Source organism: Stenotrophomonas sp. Y-13 (assembly GCF_046267925.1).
Taxonomy (GTDB): Bacteria; Pseudomonadota; Gammaproteobacteria; order Xanthomonadales; family Xanthomonadaceae; genus Stenotrophomonas; species Stenotrophomonas acidaminiphila_A.
Genome location: NZ_CP176501.1, coordinates 2,418,314 through 2,437,467 on the forward strand (window position 1 = coordinate 2,418,314; position 19,154 = coordinate 2,437,467).

At 69.9% G+C, this 19,154-nt stretch carries 15 protein-coding genes; 7 read left to right on the plus strand and 8 right to left on the minus strand.

Annotation, left to right across the window (positions count from 1 at the left end; translation table 11 throughout):
- Positions 1-29 precede the first annotated feature (29 nt).
- The 3 genes from parC (at position 30) to ACJ7VY_RS11025 (ending at position 3,426) form a co-directional block, all read left to right on the plus strand.
- Complete coding sequence (parC, locus tag ACJ7VY_RS11015; protein ID WP_409475618.1) at positions 30-2,273, plus strand: DNA topoisomerase IV subunit A; 2,244 nt, start codon at positions 30-32, stop codon at positions 2,271-2,273.
- 231 nt (positions 2,274-2,504) lie between these two features.
- Positions 2,505-2,756 carry a hypothetical protein gene (locus ACJ7VY_RS11020; protein WP_104939185.1) on the plus strand — a complete coding sequence of 84 codons (252 nt, stop codon included), beginning with the start codon at positions 2,505-2,507 and terminating at the stop codon, positions 2,754-2,756.
- A 10-nt stretch (positions 2,757-2,766) separates the two neighbouring features.
- Positions 2,767-3,426: a thiopurine S-methyltransferase gene (locus ACJ7VY_RS11025; RefSeq protein WP_104939186.1), complete on the plus strand. Its 660-nt coding sequence runs from the start codon at positions 2,767-2,769 to the stop codon at positions 3,424-3,426.
- 76 nt (positions 3,427-3,502) lie between these two features.
- Here the strand turns inward: ACJ7VY_RS11025 and ACJ7VY_RS11030 are convergent, their stop codons facing one another.
- A complete protein-coding gene (locus ACJ7VY_RS11030) occupies positions 3,503-3,991 on the minus strand; it encodes a bacterioferritin (RefSeq protein WP_104939187.1) in 489 nt (162 codons plus the stop codon).
- A 142-nt stretch (positions 3,992-4,133) separates the two neighbouring features.
- Between ACJ7VY_RS11030 and ACJ7VY_RS11035 the strand changes: the two genes are divergently transcribed.
- Positions 4,134-6,554, plus strand: a complete 2,421-nt coding sequence (locus ACJ7VY_RS11035) for a penicillin acylase family protein (protein WP_409475619.1) — start codon at positions 4,134-4,136, stop codon at positions 6,552-6,554.
- 37 nt (positions 6,555-6,591) lie between these two features.
- On the opposite strand, the gene ACJ7VY_RS11040 is transcribed toward ACJ7VY_RS11035, so the two are convergent.
- The 7 genes from ACJ7VY_RS11040 to map form a co-directional block, all read right to left on the minus strand.
- Positions 6,592-7,017, minus strand: a complete 426-nt coding sequence (locus ACJ7VY_RS11040; RefSeq protein ID WP_293761434.1) for a RidA family protein — start codon at positions 7,015-7,017, stop codon at positions 6,592-6,594.
- 155 nt (positions 7,018-7,172) lie between these two features.
- Positions 7,173-8,858 carry an asparagine synthase B gene (gene asnB / locus ACJ7VY_RS11045; protein ID WP_409475620.1) on the minus strand — a complete coding sequence of 562 codons (1,686 nt, stop codon included), beginning with the start codon at positions 8,856-8,858 and terminating at the stop codon, positions 7,173-7,175.
- 352 nt (positions 8,859-9,210) lie between these two features.
- The gene (gene dapE / locus ACJ7VY_RS11050; protein ID WP_161614653.1) at positions 9,211-10,338 is read right to left on the minus strand and encodes a succinyl-diaminopimelate desuccinylase; all 1,128 of its coding nucleotides are present in this window, start codon (positions 10,336-10,338) and stop codon (positions 9,211-9,213) included.
- Between the two features lie 13 nt (positions 10,339-10,351).
- A complete protein-coding gene (locus ACJ7VY_RS11055) occupies positions 10,352-10,708 on the minus strand; it encodes an arsenate reductase (RefSeq protein ID WP_240211793.1) in 357 nt (118 codons plus the stop codon).
- A 46-nt stretch (positions 10,709-10,754) separates the two neighbouring features.
- Positions 10,755-11,858, minus strand: coding sequence for a 2,3,4,5-tetrahydropyridine-2,6-dicarboxylate N-succinyltransferase (dapD, locus tag ACJ7VY_RS11060; RefSeq protein WP_409475621.1), 1,104 nt, complete (start codon positions 11,856-11,858; stop codon positions 10,755-10,757).
- On the minus strand, positions 11,858-14,506 hold the full coding sequence (locus ACJ7VY_RS11065; protein WP_104939192.1) for a [protein-PII] uridylyltransferase: 2,649 nt from the start codon (positions 14,504-14,506) through the stop codon (positions 11,858-11,860). Before ACJ7VY_RS11065 ends, dapD begins: the two co-directional genes overlap by 1 nt.
- Positions 14,503-15,294, minus strand: a complete 792-nt coding sequence (map, locus tag ACJ7VY_RS11070) for a type I methionyl aminopeptidase (protein WP_233996193.1) — start codon at positions 15,292-15,294, stop codon at positions 14,503-14,505. The genes ACJ7VY_RS11065 and map overlap by 4 nt, the downstream gene beginning before the upstream one ends.
- A 324-nt stretch (positions 15,295-15,618) precedes the next feature.
- Here map and rpsB point away from each other — a divergent pair, with 324 nt between their 5' ends.
- From rpsB to ACJ7VY_RS11085, 3 genes are all read left to right on the plus strand, one after another.
- Positions 15,619-16,425, plus strand: a complete 807-nt coding sequence (gene rpsB / locus ACJ7VY_RS11075) for a 30S ribosomal protein S2 (protein ID WP_104939194.1) — start codon at positions 15,619-15,621, stop codon at positions 16,423-16,425.
- Between the two features lie 131 nt (positions 16,426-16,556).
- Positions 16,557-17,438 (plus strand): translation elongation factor Ts, encoded by an 882-nt coding sequence (tsf, locus tag ACJ7VY_RS11080; protein WP_104939195.1) that lies wholly within the window; start codon positions 16,557-16,559, stop codon positions 17,436-17,438.
- 183 nt (positions 17,439-17,621) lie between these two features.
- Positions 17,622-19,127 (plus strand): sensor domain-containing diguanylate cyclase, encoded by a 1,506-nt coding sequence (locus ACJ7VY_RS11085; protein WP_161614657.1) that lies wholly within the window; start codon positions 17,622-17,624, stop codon positions 19,125-19,127.
- Positions 19,128-19,154 lie beyond the last annotated feature (27 nt).

Here is a 19,154-nt window from a genome sequence, read left to right on the forward strand (position 1 = left end):
CGCCCCCCAGCACCAGGTAACAGCCCCGCATGACCGAACTCGTACGCCCCGCCTTCCACGGCTTCGAGCAGCAGCCGCTGCGCGAGTACGCCGAGCGCGCCTATCTCGACTATTCCATGTACGTGGTACTGGACCGCGCCCTGCCCTTCCTCGGCGACGGGCTCAAGCCGGTGCAGCGCCGCATCATCTATTCGATGAGCGAGCTGGGCCTGAACGCCGCGTCCAAGCCGAAGAAGTCCGCGCGCACCGTCGGCGACGTCATCGGCAAGTACCACCCGCATGGCGACATCGCCTGCTACGAGGCGCTGGTGCTGATGGCCCAGCCGTTCTCCTACCGCTACCCGCTGATCGACGGCCAGGGCAACTTCGGCTCCAGCGACGACCCCAAGTCGTTCGCGGCCATGCGCTATACCGAATCCAAGCTGACCCCGATCGCCGAGGTGCTGCTGGGCGAGCTGGGCCAGGGCACCACCGACTGGTCGCCCAACTTCGACGGCACGCTGGAGGAACCGAGCTGGCTGCCGGCACGGCTGCCGCACCTGCTGCTCAACGGCACCACCGGCATCGCCGTGGGCATGGCCACCGACGTCCCGCCGCACAACCTCAACGAGATCGTCAGCGCGCTGGTGCGGCTGATCGACGACCCGGACGCGACCGTCGCCGACCTGTGCGAGCACGTGAAGGGCCCGGACTACCCGACCACCGCCGAGATCATCACCCCGGCCAGCGACCTGCGGCAGCTGTACGAGACCGGCAACGGCAGCGTGCGCGCCCGCGCCACCTTCCTCAAGGAAGGCAGCAACATCGTCATCACCGCGCTGCCGCACCAGGTGTCGCCGTCCAAGGTGATCGAACAGATCGCCCAGCAGATGCGGGCCAAGAAGCTGCCCTGGCTGGAGGACATCCGCGACGAATCCGACCACGCCAACCCGGTGCGCGTGGTGCTGATCCCGCGCTCCAGCCGCGTCGACGCCGAACAGCTGATGGGCCACCTGTTCGCCACCACCGACCTGGAGAAGAGCTACCGGGTCAACCTCAACGTCATCGGCCTGGACGGCCGCCCGCAGGTCAAGAACCTGCGGCAGCTGCTGGGCGAGTGGCTGCGCTTCCGCCAGGACACCGTCACCCGCCGCCTCAACCACCGGCTGCAGAAGGTCGAGCGCCGCCTGCACCTGCTGGAAGGCCTGCTGGTGGCCTTCCTCAACCTGGACGAGGTGATCCGCATCATCCGCACCGAGGACGAACCCAAGCCGGCGCTGATCGCCCGCTTCGGCCTGTCCGAGGACCAGGCCGAGTACATCCTCGAAACCAAGCTCAAGCAGCTGGCCCGCCTGGAGGAAATGAAGATCCGCGGCGAGCAGGACGAGCTGGCCGCCGAGCGCGAGAAGATCCTGTCCATCCTCGGCAGCGCCGCGAAGCTGAAAAAACTGGTCAAGGACGAACTGCTGGCCGACGCCAAGAAGTTCGGCGATGAGCGCCGTTCGCCGCTGGTGCAGCGCGACGCTGCCCAGGCCATCGACGAGACCGAGCTGGTCGCCAGCGAGCCGGTCACCGTGGTGCTGTCGGAGAAGGGCTGGGTGCGCGCGGCCAAGGGCCACGACGTGGATGCCGCCGGCCTGTCCTACCGCGAGGGCGACAGCCTGCTGGCGGCGGTGCGCGGGCGCAGCACGCAGCAGGTGGCGTTCCTCGACAGCGAGGGCCGCGCCTACTCCACGCCGGCGCACACCCTGCCCTCGGCGCGCGGCAACGGCGAGCCGTTGACCGGCCGCTTCTCGCCGGCCGCCGGCAGCAGCTTCGTGACCCTGGCCAGCGGCGACAACGACACCCGCTTCGTGCTCGCCTCCTCGCACGGCTACGGCTTCGTCACCCGCTTCGAGAACCTCACCGGCCGCAACAAGGCCGGCAAGGCCATGCTCAACCTGTCCCCCGGCGCGGCGGTGCTGCAGCCGATGGTGGTGGCCAACCCGCAGGCCGACCGCATCGTCGCGGTCACCAGCGCCGGCAACATGCTCGCCATCCCGGCCAGCGACCTGCCCGAGCTGGACAAGGGCAAGGGCAACAAGATCATCGAGATCCCCAAGGCCAAGCTCGCCACCGAGCGCGTGGTCGCGGTGGTCGCGGTATCGCCCGGCGCCACCCTGCAGGTGCGCAGCGGCCAGCGCACCATGAACCTGTCGTTCAAGGAGCTGGATGCGTACGTGGGCGCGCGGGCCAGCCGCGGGCACCTGCTGCCGAGGGGGTGGCAGAAAGTGGAAGGCCTCGATGTCCAGTAGCCCGTTTCACTGACGCGCGGCGGCGCGGCCGGTATTGCAGTCGCCACGCGCAGGCGTGGCGCGGCAGAAGGTGGAAGGCCTCGACGTCCAATAACCCGTTTCACTGGCGCGCGGCGGCGCGGCCGGCATCGCCGTTGCCATGCGCATGCATGGCGCGGCGCGCAGTGTGAACGATCCATGCTGTGTTCCGGCCGTGGCGACGGCCGGAAACCCGCCTTACAAGGAAGCAACATGACATCCCAGCAAGACGCTTCACCGCAGAGCATCTGTCCCGAGTGCCGCGGCGACAACCTGTATACCCACGGCGGCATCAGCGCCCGCGGCGGCTACGGCCCGGACCTGCTGCCCGGCGCCAGCGGCGTGTTCGCCAGCGCCAAGATGCGCAGTGTCGTGTGCCGCGATTGCGGCCTGGTCCGCTTCTATGCAGGCAACGACGCGCTGGCGCGGATCACGCCGGAGAACGGCTGGCGGAAAGTCCGCTGAGGGGAACGCCATGCAACCCGAATTCTGGCTGCAGCGCTGGCAACAGGGACAGATCGGCTTCCACCGCGGCGAGGTGATGCCGCTGCTGGAAAGACATTGGCCTGCGCTGCAGGTCGCGCCGGGCGGCCGCGTGCTGGTGCCCTTGTGCGGCAAGAGCCTGGACATGCACTGGCTGGCCGCGCAGGGCCACCGCGTGCTCGGCGTGGAGATCTCGCCGCTGGCGGTGACGCAGTTCTTCGCCGAGGCCGGGCTGCGGCCCGAACGCCGCAGCAGCGCGCTGGGCGAGCATTTCAGCGCCGGCCCGATCGAGATCATCCTGGGCGACGCCTTCACCCTCGATGACGCGACCCTGGCCGGTATCGCCGGGCTTTACGACCGCGCTGCGCTGATCGCGCTGCCGCCGGAACTGCGCCAGCGCTACCGCGACACCGTCTACGCACGGCTGCCGGCCGGCTGCCGCGCGCTGCTGATCACGCTCGAATACCCGCAGGCGGAAAAGGCCGGGCCGCCATTCGCGGTGGGCCAGACGGAAGTGGAATCGTTCGCGCCGGCGTGGCGGGTGGAACTGGCCGAGCGCCGCGACATCCTCGCGCAGGAGCCCGGCTTCCGCGCCGAAGGCGTCAGCGCGCTGTCCACCGCGGTCTACCGCATGCGGCGCGCCGGCGACTGACAGGCACGCTCCCTGCATCAACGAAAAGGCCGGGAATTCCCGGCCTTCGTCGCTCATGGGCGTGGGTTGGCCACGCTCAATGCGCCGGCGACCCCTTCGCATCCATCTTGCTGGCCTGGTACAGCTCCAGGCCGATGCGCTTGATCAGGCCCAGCTGCTGCTCCAGCCACCAGGCATGGTCTTCCTCGGTGTCGCGCAGCTGCGCGATCAGGATGTCGCGGCTGACGTAGTCACCGTGCGACTCGCACAGCTTCACCGCCGCGGCCAGGTTGGCGCGCACCTGATATTCAGTCTGCAGGTCCTTCTCCAGCATCTCGACCACGCTCTTGCCGGGGGCGAAGACGTGCGGGCGCATGTCCGGGTCGCCGCCCAGGAACAGGATCCGCCGCAGCAGCGCGTCGGCATGCCCGGTCTCCTCCTCCATCTCGTGGCCGATGCGCTCGTACAGCGCATGCAGACCCTGGTCTTCGTACCGGCGCGAATGGATGAAGTACTGGTCGCGCGCGGCCAGTTCGCCGCGCAGCAGCTCCTTCAGGCAATCGATGACTTCCGGGTGTCCCTGCATGGGGGTGCTCCTGATATGCGTAGGGGCACAGGATGCCCGATCCGGCACGGCGATGATCTAATCGGAATCAGTTTCAGTTGCGCCCTGCGTACGGCACCGCCCTCGCCTACAATCGCGCTTCCTGGGGCCGGGGGAGAGGCGCATGAGGCGCTGGCTGCTGCGTTCGCTGTGGGTCGTGCTGGGGCTTTCGATCCTTGTGTCGGGGGGGCTCTGGCTGCTGCTGCGCGGCAGCCTGCCGGAACTGGACGGCGAGCTCGCCCTGCCCGGGCTGTCGGCACCGGTCCAGGTGCAGCGCGACGGCAACGGCATGGTCACGGTGGATGCCGCCGACGAGCGCGACATGGCCCGCGCGCTGGGCTACGTGCACGCCCAGGAACGCTACTTCGAAATGGACCTGATGCGGCGCTCGGCGGCCGGCGAGCTGGCCGAACTGTTCGGCGCCAAGGCCCTGCCGCTGGACCGGCGCATGCGCGTGCACCGCCTGCGTCCGCGCGCGCACGACACCCTGGACGTCGCCCTGGGCGAGCGCCGCGCGGTACTCGAGGCCTACCGCGATGGCGTCAACGCCGGGCTGGCGGCACTGCCGGTACGGCCCTGGCCCTACCTGCTGCTGCGCCAGCAGCCGCGCCCCTGGCGCCTGGAGGATTCGGTGCTGGCCGGGCTGGCGATGTACGCCGACCTGCAGGACCCGGGCAACAGCCGCGAGCTGGCCCTGGCCCGCATCCGCGAGGTGGTGCCACCCGCGCTCTATGCCCTGCTCGCGCACGACGGCAGCAGCTGGGATGCGCCACTGTTCGGCGCCGCGCGCGGCGATGCACCGCTGCCCGATGCGGCGACGCTGGACCTGCGCCAGCTGGCCGGCAGTGGCGGCGGCGAGGCCACGGCCGCGCGTCCTGCCCCCGCGCCGCGGCGGGACAGCGGGATCGGCTGGCCACCGGTGGCGGCCGACAGCGCGCCGGGCAGCAACAACTTCGCCGTCGCCGGCGCGCTCACCCGCGATGGCCGCGCGATCCTGGCCGACGACATGCACCTGGCCCTGCGCGCGCCCAACCTTTGGTTCCGCGTGCGCCTGCGCCATCCCGATGCGGCCGCGCCGGGCGGCAAGGTCGACGTGGCCGGGTTCAGCCTGCCGGGGCTGCCGGTGGTGATCGTCGGCAGCAATACCCATGTGGCCTGGGGCTTCACCAACAGCTACATCGACACCGCCGATTTCGCGCGCCTGCCGGCCACCGCGCCGTTGCGCGAATACCACGAAACCATCGCCGTGGCCGGCGCGCCCGCCGACACCCTGGTCGTACGCGAAAGCGACTGGGGCCCGGTGCTGCACGACAACGCCGACGGCAGCCTGCTGGCGCTGCGCTGGACCGCACAGCTGCCGGGCGCGGTGCGCCTGGATTTCGCCGACATGGCCCGCGCCGGCGACCTGAACGCCGCGCTGGCGGTGGCCGACCGCGCCGGCATCCCCGCGCAGAACCTGCTGCTGGCCGACCGCCACGGCCGCATTGCCTGGCGCCTGGCCGGCGCACGCCCGGACCGCAGCGGGACGTGCACCGCCGGCGGCATCGCCAACACATCCGATGCGCCGTTGCCGCCGGGCACGTCGCCCTTCAACGAACCCTGCCATCCGTGGCCACTGCGCACGGATCAGGCGCCGTCGCTGGTCGATCCCGCCGACCACCGCCTGTGGACCGCCAATGGCCGCGTGCTCGATGGTGCCATGCTGGCCGAGGCCGGCGATGGCGGCTACGACCTCGGCGCGCGGGCACGCCAGGTCCGCGACGGCCTGTTCGCGCGCGAACAGTTCGACGAGCGCGACCTGCTCGCCATCCAGCTCGACGATCGTGCCGTACTGATGGAGCGCTGGTGGAAGCTGCTGCGCGCCACCGTGGAGCACAGTGACGACCCGGCGCTGCGGCGGCTGGAAGCGGCCAGCCGCCACTGGGACGGCCGCGCCGCGGTCGACTCGGCGAGCTACCGCATCGCCCGCGGCTTCCGCGGCATCGTCCTGGATACGCTGGAGGACGGCCTGCTGGCGCCCGCGCGGCAGCGGCTCGGGGAGGACTTCGTGGCGCCGCGCCTGCCACAGCTGGAGGGCGTGGCCTGGCCGCTGCTGGAACAGCGCCCGCCGCACCTGCTGCCAGCGCCGTTCAAGCGCTGGGACGAACTGCTGGCGCACAGCGCGCGGCAACTGGAAGCGGACCTGGCCGCGCAGGGCCACGACCTGGCCGCGCGTACCTGGGGCGAACGCAACACCGCGGCGATCTGCCACCCGGTGTCGCGTGCGCTGCCTGCGCTGTTCAGGCGCTGGCTGTGCATGCCGGCACAGGCGCTGCCCGGCGACGGCAACATGCCACGCGTGCAGACGCCCGACTTCGGCGCGTCCGAGCGCATGGTGGTCTCACCCGGCCATGAAGCCGACGGCATCGTGCACATGCCCGGTGGCCAGAGCGGCCATCCGCTGTCGCCGTTCTGGGGCGCCGGCCACGACGACTGGGTACACGGCCGGCCGACGCCGTTCCTGCCGGGCGCCACCACCCACACCCTGGTGCTGCGCCCGCGCTGAAACGGCGGGCGCAGCACGGATCAGCCAACGCGCGGCGCTATTTCAGGCGCACCGTCCATTCGACCTCGAGCATGTCCTCCGCGTTGAACAGGCGGCTGACCTGCACCCAGCTCGCGGCAGGGTACCTGCCGTCGGCGAAGAACGCCTTGCGCGCCGGAATGGCCTTGACCAGCGCATCCATGTCGGTGGTGTACGCGGTTTCCTTCACCACCTGGCTGCTGTCGGCGCCGAAGCGCTGCAGGATCTTCGTCAATTCGCCATAGCACGCCCGCACCGCGGCCTGCATGTCCTGGCCGCGGCACGGCACGCCGGACACATACAGAGTGTCGCCATCGCGCACCACGCCGCTGTAGCCAATATCCGCTTCCCAACTGCCCAGGCCGTGGCGCTCCAGCGGCACCTCCGCGGCAGCGGCAGGCGCGGCGCACAACAGACCGGACACCAGCAACGAATACGCACGCATCGAAGAACCCCCTTGAGCGCAACAGTGAGATGAGCAACGGCGGCTTCGGGCAGGGACCGCCGCCGCCGCGATGGATACGGACGCGCCGGCCGCAGGGACAGACGCGCCGTGCGATGAGGAAAGACCGGCGGCGCAGCAGCGCGCCGCCGCCCTGCTCATCCTGCCAGCGCCTGCGCGTGCACGCCGGCCACCGCGCGACCGGACGGATCGGCCATCGTCGCGAAGCTGGCGTCCCAGGCGATCGCCGCCGGCGAGGAACAGGCGATGGACTTGCCGCCCGGCACCGTCTCCGCCGCCGCCGGGCTGGGATAGAACTGCTCGAACAGGCTGCGGTAGTAGTACGCCTCCTTGGTCTGCGGCGGGTTGTACGGGAAGCGCTTGTCGGCGGCGGCGAGTTCGCGGTCGCTGACCTGCGCCTCGGCATGCGCCTTGAGCCCGTCGATCCAGCCGTAGCCGACGCCGTCGCTGAACTGCTCCTTCTGCCGCCACAGGATTTCCCTGGGCAGGTAGCCCTCGAACGCCTCGCGCAGCACCGCCTTCTCGATGCGGCCGCTGGCCTTGTCCACCATCTTGTGGCGGGCGTCCATGCGCATCGCCACGTCGAGGAAGGCGCGGTCCAGGAACGGCACCCGCGGCTCCACGCCCCAGGCCATCATCGACTTGTTGGCGCGCAGGCAATCGTAGTTGTTGAGCGCGTCGAGCTTGCGCACCAGCTCCTCGTGGAACTCGCGCGCGTTCGGCGCCTTGTGGAAGTACAGGTAGCCGCCGAAGATCTCGTCGCTGCCCTCGCCGGACAGCACCATCTTCACCCCCATCGCCTTGATCCGCCGCGCCAGCAGGAACATCGGCGTGGAGGCGCGGATGGTGGTGACGTCGTAGGTCTCGATGTGGCGGATCACTTCCGGCAGCGCATCCAGGCCTTCCTCGAAGGTGTACTCGAAGCCGTGGTGCACGGTGCCGAGCATGTCGGCGGCGATCTTCGCCGCGGCCAGGTCGGGCGAGCCGGCCAGGCCGATGGCGAAGCTGTGCAGGCGCGGCCACCAGGCTTCGCTGCGGTCGCCGTCCTCGATGCGATGGCGGGCGTAGCGCGCGGCCACCGCCGCCACCAGCGACGAATCCAGCCCGCCGGACAGCAGCACGCCATAGGGCACGTCGGTCATCAGCTGGCGGTGCACGGCGGCCTCGAAGGCTTCGCGCAGCGCCTGCCGGGACACCTCCACGCCCTGCACCGCGTCGTAGTCGCGCCACGGCCGCGCGTAGTACTGCAGCAGCTCGCCGGTGGCGCTGTCGTACCAGTGGCCCGGCGGGAACTGCGCCACGTCGGCGCAGGTATCGGCCAGCGATTTCATCTCCGACGCCACGCACAGGCGGCCCTGCTTGTCATGCCCCCAGTACAGCGGCACCACGCCGATCGGGTCGCGGGCGATGATCGCGCGCCCGGCGACCTTGTCCCACAGGGCGAAGGCGAAGATGCCGTTGAGCCGGTTGAGGAACGACGCGGGGTCGTCCTCGCGGTACAGCGCATTGATCACCTCGCAGTCCGAGCCGGTCTGGAACGCATAGGGCTGTACCAGTTCCTGCTTCAGTTCGCGGTGGTTGTAGATCTCGCCGTTGACCGCCAGCGCCAGCGTGCCGTCCTCTGACAGCAACGGCTGCGAACCGCCGGCCGGGTCGACGATGGCCAGGCGTTCATGCACGAGGATGGCGCGCTCGTCCACGTACACGCCGCTCCAGTCGGGGCCGCGGTGGCGCTGGCGCTGCGATTGTTCGAGGGCCTGGCGGCGCAGCGCCTGCAGGTCGTCGCCCGCCTGCAGGCCGAAGATGCCGAAGATGGAACACATGGGGACTGCTCCTGGTTGTGGGGGCTTTTCGTTGAATCCCGGTCATGGCTGGCCGGGCGCTTGTGGAGGGACCCACGCACGCAACAAAAAACCCGCATCGGCCGATGCGGGTTTTCTGGTCACTGGGCGTATGGTGCTTGTGGCTCAGTCGCAGACCCGCATCGGCCGCGCGCGATTGTTCGCAACCGCATTATTGCGGTTGTTCGACACGTTCACGTTGGTGCGGGCGTTGCGGTTCATGGGGCCGACGATAGCGTGGCCCTGCGACGGCGTGCAACTGTTTCGTGGGCAACCGATGTGCCCGTGCGTGCGCGCCCGCGATCCCACGGCCGCCGCGGCGGCCGCGGGCGGATCAGGCCAGCAGCCGCGCGATCAACTGGCGGTACAGGTCGGGCAGCGCCCGCAGGTCGTCCAGGCGCACGTGCTCGTCCACCTGGTGGATGCTGGCGTTGACCGGTCCCACCTCGATGCACTGCGCGCCCAGCGGCGCGATGAAGCGGGCATCGGAGGTGCCGCCACCGGTGCTCTCCTCGGGCGTGGCGCCGGCGAACCCGGCCAGCACCTCGCGCGCGACGCTGCGCAGGCGTCCTTCCGGGGTGTAGAAAGGCTCGCCGCTGCGGTGCCATCGCAGCGTGTAATCAAGGCCATGGCGGTCCAGCAGCGCGGCGATCTCCGCTTCCAGCCGCCCGGCATTCCAGTGCGGGTTGTAGCGCAGGTTGAACATCACCTGCAGGTCGCCGGGGATGACATTGCCGGCGCCGGTGCCGGCGTTGATGTTGGAAATCTGCAGGCAGGTCGGCGGGAAGCTCTCGTAGCCGTCGTCCCAGTGCCGCGCGACCAGTTCGGCCAGCGCCGGGGCGGCCAGGTGGATCGGGTTGCGCGCCTTGTCCGGATAGGCGACATGGCCCTGCACGCCCCTGACCTGCAGCGTCGCCGACAGGCTGCCGCGGCGGCCCACGCGCAGCAGGTCGCCCAGGGTCGCGGTGGACGACGGCTCGCCGGTGATGCACCAGTCGATGCGCTGCCCACGCTCGCCGAACAGGCGCGCGACGTGGCGCACGCCATCGATGGCATCGCCCTCCTCGTCGCTGGTCAGCAGTACCGCCAGCGTGCCCGGATGATCGGGATGGGCGGCGACGAACTGTTCGGCGGCGACCACGAACGCGGCCACGCTGCCCTTCATGTCGGCCGCGCCGCGGCCGTAGAGCATGCCGTCGCGTACCTCCGGCTGGAACGGATCGCTGGTCCAGGCCGCAACCGGGCCGCTGGGGACCACGTCAGTATGGCCGAGCAATACCAGTACCGGCGCGCCGCTGCCGTGGGTGGCCCACAGATTGTCGACCTCGCCCAGGCGCAGGTGCTCGCAGTGGAAGCCGGCGGCGCGGAGGCGGCCGCCGAGCAGTTGCTGGCAACCCGCGTCGTCCGGGGTCACCGACGGCCGGGCAATCAGTTCACGGGTCAGTTCGACCACATCGTCCATCGGCGCCATTGCCTTACCCGATGCCGAAGCGCTGCTTGAAGCCGTTGTCGGAAAAACCCTGGCTCAGCGCGCCGTCGTCGGTGACCACCAGCGGGCGCCGGATCAGCTGCGGGTACTCGCGCAGCAGCAGCTTCCACTCGGCGTCCGAGCCCGGCGCCCTGCGCGCATCGGGCAACTGCCGCCAGGTGGTCGAGGACTTGTTGACCAGCGCGTCGAAACCACCGGCCTTGCCGGCCCATTCGACCAGGGTCTCGGGGCTGGGCTTGTGCTCGCGGTAGTCGATGAAAGCATGGGCGACACCGAAACGGTCCAGCCACTTGCTGGCCTTCTTGCAGGTATCGCAGTTCTTGAGTCCGTAGAGAGTGGTCATTGCAGGATCCAGGGCTTGCCCTCTCCGGCCAGGGAGAGGAGGAACATCAATCGGCCAGGCCGCGCAGCAGGTCGTTGACGCTGGTCTTGCTGCGGGTGCGGGCGTCGACCTGCTTGACGATCACCGCGCAGTACAGCGAATGGGTGCCGTCCTTGCTCGGCAGCGAGCCGGACACCACCACGCTGTAGGGCGGGATGTAGCCGTAGCTGATCTCGCCGGTGGCGCGGTTGTAGATGCGCGTGCTCTGGCTCAGGAACACGCCCATGCCGATCACGCTGTGGTGGCCGACCACGACGCCTTCGACCACTTCCGAGCGCGCGCCGATGAAGCAGTGGTCCTCGATGATGGTCGGGCTGGCCTGCAGCGGTTCCAGCACGCCGCCGATGCCGGCGCCGCCGGACAGGTGGCAGTGCTTGCCCACCTGCGCGCACGAGCCGACCGTGGCCCAGGTATCGACCATGGTGCCCTCGCCCACGTACGCGCCGATGTTGGTGAAACTGGGCATCAGCACCACGTCGCGGCCGAAGTGGGCGCCGCGGCGGGCGATGGCGCCGGGCACCACGCGCACCCCGGCGGCGCGGAATTCTGCCTCGCCATAGCCGCCAAAGCGCGATTCGACCTTGTCCCAGAACGGCGCCGGACGCCCGTCCATCACGCTCATGTCGTTGACGCGGAAGTACAGCAGCACCGCCTTCTTCAACCACTCGTTGACCTTCCAGCCGCCATTGCCGTCCGGCTCGGCGACCCGGAACTCGCCCGACTCCAGGCCGTCGATGACGCGGTTGACCAGCGGTCGGGTGTAGCCCTCGATCTCGTCCATGGTCAGCATCGCGCGGCGTTCGAACGCGCTCTCGATGCCGAACTTCATTTCCGCCACGCCCGGCGCTGGCGGCTTGCGCAGGCTGCGCGGACCGATCGATTCGATCGCCTTCGGCCGGGCCGCGGGCGTCTTCCTGGGCGCCTTGGCCGGCTTCGCGGCCGGCGCCGCCGCAGCGGCGACCTTCTTCGGCGCGACCTTCTTCGCGGCGGTCCTGGTCGTAGCGGTCTTGGTCGGGGCGGTCCTGGCCGTAGCGGTCCTGGTCGTAGCGGTCCTGGTCGTAGCGGTCCTGGTCGGGGCGGGCTTCTTGGCGGCGGGCTTCCGGGTGGCCATCAGCGGGGGTCTCCTGGCGTTCTGTCGGGCTCCAGGCAGGCCAGCAATGCGTCGCGCAGTGCCTGCCGGGAAGTTTCGGTAAGGGGGCGATCGTGGCGATCGGTCAGCTGGAACTGGTCCTCGGCGCGTTCGCCGAAGGTGGCGATGCGCGCATCCTGCACCCGCAGCTGCTGGTCGCGCAGCACGTGCGCGACGTCGGCCAGCAGGCCCGGGCGGTCCGGCGCCACCAGGTTCAACACCGTGCGCGCATGCTCGGCGTTCTCGATGAACTCGATGCGCGGCGCGAAGCGGAAATGCCGGAGCTGGCGCGGGATCACCCGCCGCGCCGGCCGCAGGCATTGGATGTCGCCGGCCAGCGCCTTGCGCAGCAGCAGCTCCAGGCGCGCGGTATCGCCGTCGGCGAAGCTGCCGGCCGGGGTCACCTCGAAGGTATCGAAGATGGTGTCCTCCGGCCCGTCGAGCACCCGCGCGCGGTGGATGCTGTAGCCGGCGCGGTCCAGGGTCATCACGATCGCGGCGAACAGGCCGTCGCGGTCGGGCGAATGCACGAACACTTCCAGCGCGTCGCTTTCCGGTGCGATCCGGCGCGCCTTGACCAGGGTGCCGCCGCGCGCCACTTCCATCAGCGACGTGGCCTGCCACACCAGCTGCTCGGGCCGGAAGCGCACGAAGCTCTCGTCGGGCATCGCGCTGAACTGGCGCTCGATCACCGCATCGGCATGGCCGAGCGCGCGCATCAGTTCGCGCACGCTGGCGCGCGCTTCCTGCACCCGTTCGGCCTCGGGCAGCGGCTGTTCCAGCCCCTCGCGCAGGGCGCGGCGCGCGGCGAAATACAGGTCGGCCAGCAGCCGGTCCTTCCAGGCGTTCCACAGCTTCGGGCTGGTGCCGGCGATGTCCGCGCAGGTCAGCAGGTACAGGTAATCGAGCCGTTCGCGGCTGCCGACCAGGCCGGCGAAGCGGTGGATCACCTCGGCGTCGGTGATGTCCTGCTTCTGCGCGGTGACCGACATGCGCAGGTGCTGCTCCACCAGCCACGCCACCAGTTCGGTGTCGGTGGCGCTGAGGCCGTGCGCGGCGCAGAACGCGCGCGCGTCCACCGCGCCGAGTTCGGAATGGTCGCCGCCACGGCCCTTGGCGATGTCATGGAACAGCCCGGCCAGCAGCAGCAGTTCCGGCTTGCGCAGCCGCGGCCAGACCTCGTGGGCGATGGAGAACCGCTCGTCGGCGCGGCCGGCGGCGAACACGCCGATGTTCCGCAGCACCATCAGCGTGTGCTGGTCCACGGTATAGACGTGGAACAGGTCGAACTGCATGCGCCCGGACACCTGCGCGAACGCCGGTATCCACTGCCCGAGCACGCCCAGCCGCGCCATGCGCGCCAGCGTGTCCACCGCGCGCGGCCCGCGCAGCAGGGCGATGAACTGCTCGCGCGCCGCCGCGTCCACTTCGGTATAGGCGGGAATCTCGTCCAGCATCTCGGCCAGGCCGCGCGCGGTCAGCGAATGCAGCCCGCGCACCTGCGGGGTGCGCGCCCAGCAGGCGAACAGGGCGAAGATGCGGGCGATGTCGCCATGCGGCCACAAAGGGTCGTCGGCCGACAGGTAGCCTCGGCGCAGCGAAAAACCGTCGCCGACCGGCTCGGGCGATGCCTCGCCGTCGAACTGCTCCTCGAACCGCTGCAGCAGGCGGTCGCTGATCCGCCGCACCACCGCCGCGCTGCGGTAGAAGCCCTGCATCATCTTTTCCACGCCCAGGTTGCCGGCGTCGTCGGCGAAGCCCATGCGCTCGGCCAGCGCCTTCTGGTGGTCGAAGCGCAGGCGCTCCTCGGCGCGCTGCGCGACCAGGTGCAGGCCGAAGCGCAGCCGCGCCAGCACGGCGCGCTCGCGCTTGAGCGCGGCGGCCTCGTCCAGGCCCAGGTGGCCCAGCCCGACCAGCGCGTCGATGTCGCTCACGCCGAACGCGCGCAGCGCCATCCAGCCCAGGGTATTGAGGTCGCGCAGGCCGCCGGGGCCATCCTTGATGTCCGGCTCCAGGTTGTCGGCGGTATCGCCGAACCGCTGGTGCCGCAGCAGCAGCTCCTCGCGCTTGGCCAGGAAGTAATCGCGCGCCGGCCAGATCAGGGTCGGCGATACCGCGCGCGCCAGCGCCTGCTGCGCGCCCGGCGCCACGCACAGCGGCCGCGCCTCGATCAGCGCGGTGAGCACGGTCTGGTCGGCCGCGGCCTGCGCGCACTGCGCGGCCGAGCGCACCGCGTGGCTGGCCGGCAGCCCGGCGTCCCACAGCAATGCGAACAGGCGCGCCAGCGCGGCCTCGCTGGCCTGCTGCACCTGGGGCTCGCCCAGCACCAGCAGGTCGATGTCCGAACGCGGGAACAGTTCGCCACGGCCATAGCCGCCGACCGCGAACAGCGACAGTCCACCCTCGCCCGCCAGGCAACGCCGCCAGGCCTGCTGGATCAACTGGTCGACGCAGCGCGCACGCAGTGCCAGCAGCCGCTCGATGTTGTCACCCTGCTCGAAGCGCCGGCACAGCCGCGCGTCGGCCTGGGCCAGCGACTGCCGCGCCGCGGCAGCCCACTGCGCATCGCCCGCGGGGTCGGCCGGCGCGTCCGGTACGTGCTGGACCAGATCCGCCGGCAACAGGCTCATGCCGCCCCGGGTTGCGCGTGCCCGGCCTCGGCCGGCGACAGCGTGAGCACCTCGACGCCGTCCTCGGTCACGGCGACCATGTGTTCCCACTGCGCCGAGAGCTTGCGGTCCTTGGTGACCACGGTCCAGCCGTCGGGCAGCACCTTGGTGTAACGGGTGCCCTCGTTGATCATCGGCTCGATGGTGAAGGTCATGCCCGGCTTGAGCACCAGCCCCTGCCCGGGACGGCCGTAATGCAGCACCTGCGGCTCGTCGTGGTAGACCTTGCCGATGCCGTGGCCGCAGTACTCGCGCACCACGCTGAAGCGTTCGGACTCGGCGTATTCCTGGATCGCATGGCCGATGTCGCCGAGCGTGGCGCCCGGCCGCACCGCGCGGATGCCGCGCCACATCGCTTCCCGGGTCGTCTCCACCAGGCGCCGGGCCATCACCGAGGGCGTGCCGACGTAGTACATGCGGCTGGTGTCGCCGTGCCAGCCATCCTTGATGACGGTCACGTCGATGTTGACGATGTCCCCGTCCTTGAGCACCTTGGCCTCGCTGGGGATGCCATGGCAGATGACGTTGTTGACCGAGGTGCACAGGGTCTTGGGAAAGCCGCGGTAGCCGACGTTGGCCGGGATCGCGCCCTGCACGTTGACGATGTGGTCGTGGCAGATGCGGTCCAGTTCCTCGGTGGTGACACCGGGCTTGACGTGCGCGCCGATCATGTCCAGCACTTCGGCCGCCAGGCGGCCGGCGATGCGCATCTTGGCGATTTCTTCGGGGGTTTTCAGGTTCACGCTCATGGCCGCCATTATCACCCATCGGCGCCTGCCTGAACGAGTTTTCCGGCGCCACCGCCGCCCGCCCGGCCCGGCGATTTGCGTGGCGCCCCCGCGCACCCTATAATCCGGCGGCTGCGTTGCCGGCCCCGCGCCTGCCCAGGCCGCCCACACCGGGCGTCACCGGTGAATCCACACCTGCTGCCCCCATCCGTGCCGGGGTGCTCCGCGAGGAGTTCGGCCACGGAGGCAACAGGGAAGCCCAACCCCGGAACCCGTCGCGCTTCCACGCGTCCCGCACACTTTGCCCGCGGGCGGAATCGCCGGTTCCCCGTCAGGAGTTCTGCAATGTCCCAGATCACCATGCGCCAGATGCTGGAAGCCGGCGTCCACTTCGGCCACCAGACCCGTTACTGGAACCCGAAGATGGCCCCGTACATCTTCGGCGCCCGCGGCAAGATCCACATCATCAACCTGGAAAAGACCGTTCCGCTGTTCAACGACGCGATGAACTTCATCTCGTCGGTTGCCCAGAAGCGCGGCACCATCCTGTTCCTGGGCACCAAGCGCAGCGCGCGCGATGCCATCAAGGAAGAAGCCGAGCGTTGCGGCATGCCGTTCATGAACCAGCGCTGGCTGGGCGGCACCCTGACCAACTTCCGCACCGTCAAGCAGTCGGTTGCGCGCCTGAAGGAGCTGGAAGCCGGCGAAACCGACGGCACCTTCGACCGCCTGGTCAAGCACGAAGTGCTGGGCCTGCGCCGCGAGCGCGACAAGCTGGAAGCCTCGCTGGGCGGCATCAAGGACATGAACCGCCTGCCCGACGCGATCTTCGTGATCGACATCGGCCATGAGGACATCGCCATCAAGGAAGCCAAGAAGCTGGGCATCCCGGTGATCGCGGTGGTCGACACCAACTACAACCCGGAACTGGTGGACTACGCCATCCCGGGCAACGACGACGCCATCCGCGCCGTGCAGCTGTACGCCCGCGCCGCCGCCGACGCGGTGCTGGAAGGCAAGGCCGCCGCCCCGCACGCCGCCTCGGTGCGCGAGGAAGAGTTCGCCGACGCCGCTGCCGCCGAAGAAGCCAAGCCGGCCCGCCGCGCTCCGGCCAAGAAGGGCGCCAAGAAGGGCGACGAGGCTTCGGCCTGATGCACCCGGCGGGTGGCGCCCCCACCCGCCTCCCCTGCGGCAGCGCCACCGGCGCCGGCCACTGACAGGGCCACGTAACAACGGCCGGCGATCATCGCCGGCCTGCCCCTTTCTATCGTTGAGGTAATCCCATGGCTGAAATCACCGCCTCCCTGGTCAAGGAACTGCGCGAGCGCACCGGCGCCGGCATGATGGAATGCAAGAAGGCTCTGGCCGAGAACAACGGCGACATCGACGCCGCTGCCGAAGCCCTGCGCAAGTCCGGCGCCGCCAAGGCCGACAAGAAGGCCGACCGCGTCACCGCCGAAGGCCGCATCGGCGTCGCCGTGAACGGCGGCAAGGCCGTGCTGGTCGAAGTGAACTCGGAAACCGACTTCGTCGCCAATGACGTCAACTTCAAGGCGTTCGTCGACGCCGTCGCCGCTGCCGCGCTGGCTTCCGGCGCCGCCGACGTCGAGTCGCTGAAGTCGGCCAAGCTGGCCTCCGGCGAGACCGTCGAGGAATCCCGCACCGCCGCCATCCAGAAGCTGGGCGAGAACATCCAGATCCGCCGCCTGGCCAAGGTCGACGGCAACAACACCGTCGGTGCCTACGTGCACAGCAACGGCAAGATCGGCGTGCTGGTCGACCTGGCCGGCGGCAACGCCGAGCTGGCCAACGGCCTGGCCATGCACGTGGCCGCGATGAACCCGCCGCACAACAAGGCCGCCGACGTGCCGGCCGAGTTCGTTGCCAAGGAAAAGGAAATCGAGCTGGCCAAGATGAGCGAAAAGGACAAGGCCAAGCCGGCCGAAATCCTGGAGAAGATCATCAGCGGCAAGATCAACAAGATCATCAGCGAAGTCACCCTGTACGGCCAGAGCTACGTGCTGGACAGCGACAAGACCGTCGAGCAGGCCGTGAAGGCCGCCGGCGGCGACGTCGTCGGCTTCCAGCGCCTGGTGGTCGGCGAAGGCATCGAGAAGGTGGTCGAGGACTACGCCGCCGAAGTCGCCAAGGCGATGCAGGTCTGATCCGGCCCCGATCCGGAGCCCAGAAGAAGCCGCGGACTCCGCGGCTTCTTTTTTTTCCGCCATACGGCGGCCGGACCGGCTTTTGCTGTGGACTTCAAGTCCCTTTGCCCGATACTGTGACGCAAACCCGCCCGCCCCCGCCCTGCCTGTATCCTTGATGGCCTGCTGAACACCTCCCCCGACATGTCCCCCGAGCTCAACGCAGCGCTGTCACTCTGCCGCAACCTGCCCTCGCCGCCGGGCATCGCCATCCGCATCATCGAGCTGGCGCAGGATCCGGAGACCGACATCGCCACCGCGGCCGATGCCATCGCGATGGACATGGCGCTGAGCGCGCGGATGCTGCGCATCGCCAATTCACCGCTGTATGCCAGCCGGCGCCGCATCGAGAACCTCGGGCAGGCGCTGACCATGCTCGGGCTGAACGCGACCCTGCAGCTGGCACTGGGCTTCTCGCTGGCCAACGCGATGGACAAGGAGGGGCTGGACCCGCGCCTGCTGGAGCGCATCTGGCGCCGCAGCGTGCTCTGCGCGCTGGCCGCACGCTTCCTCGGCCTCGGCAGCGGGGTACGCCGCGTCGAGGAACTGATGCTCGCCGGGCTGCTGCAGGACGTCGGCACCCTGGCGCTGATGCAGGCCAGCCCGGACATCTACCCGGCGCTGTTCGACAAGGCCACCTGCAACGAGGAACTGCTCGCCCACGAGCGCGCCATCCTCGGCTGCAGCCATGCCGACATCGGCGCGCAGCTGTGCGAGCAATGGCACCTGCCCCGGTACCTGGTCGAGGGCATCGCCCGCAGCGAACCCCCGGCCGAACCCGAAGACCTGTTCCAGCGCTGCATCGCCCTGTCCGGCTGCGTGGCCGAAATCTGGCTGGCGGCCGATGCCGACGCCGCGCGCAGCCATGCGCTGCAGCGCGCCTACCGCGAACTGGGCATGGACAGCCAGGGCTTCGAGCTGGTGCTGCAGCGGGTCAGCCAGATGCTGCCCGAGCTGTGCGCGCTGCTCGACGTGCCGGTACCCAGCTCCGCGCGCCTGCGCTTCCTGCTCGACCACGCCGACGAACTGAAGGAACTGCGCAACCTGCGCGAGCTGCAGGACGCCTCCGCCAGCCGCCGGCGCGCCGATGATTTCGAACTGATGGCCCGGCGCCTGGCCGAACAGGCGCACCTCGACGCGCTGACCGGGGTACTCAACCGGCGCCACCTGGAAACGGTGCTGGAGCAGGAGTTCGCCCGCGCCGCGCACATGAACCGGCCGCTGTCGATCGCCTTCATCGACCTGGACGACTTCAAGAAGATCAACGACGCCCATGGCCACCTGGCCGGCGACCAGGTGCTGCAGTCCTTCGCCTCGCACCTGCAGGAGCAGCTGCGCACCAGCGACACCGTCGCCCGCTTCGGCGGCGAGGAGTTCGTGGTGCTGTTCCCCGACACCAACGAACGCATCGCGCTGGAAGTGGTGCGGCGGGTGCTGGACACCATCGCGCAGACGCCGATGGCGGAGATCGAGGGCGCACCACTGCACGTGACCTTTTCCGCGGGCGTGGCCACCCACGGCGACTATGAGCGCTTCGCCAACGTGCAGGACCTGCTCAAGGCAGCCGACGACGTGCTCTACCGTTCCAAGAGCCTGGGCCGCAACCGGGTGATCGCCCGCGCCCCCGAGCCGCAACCGGCTTCCGGCTGAACGCGCGCGGGTGCGGCACCGGGCCGG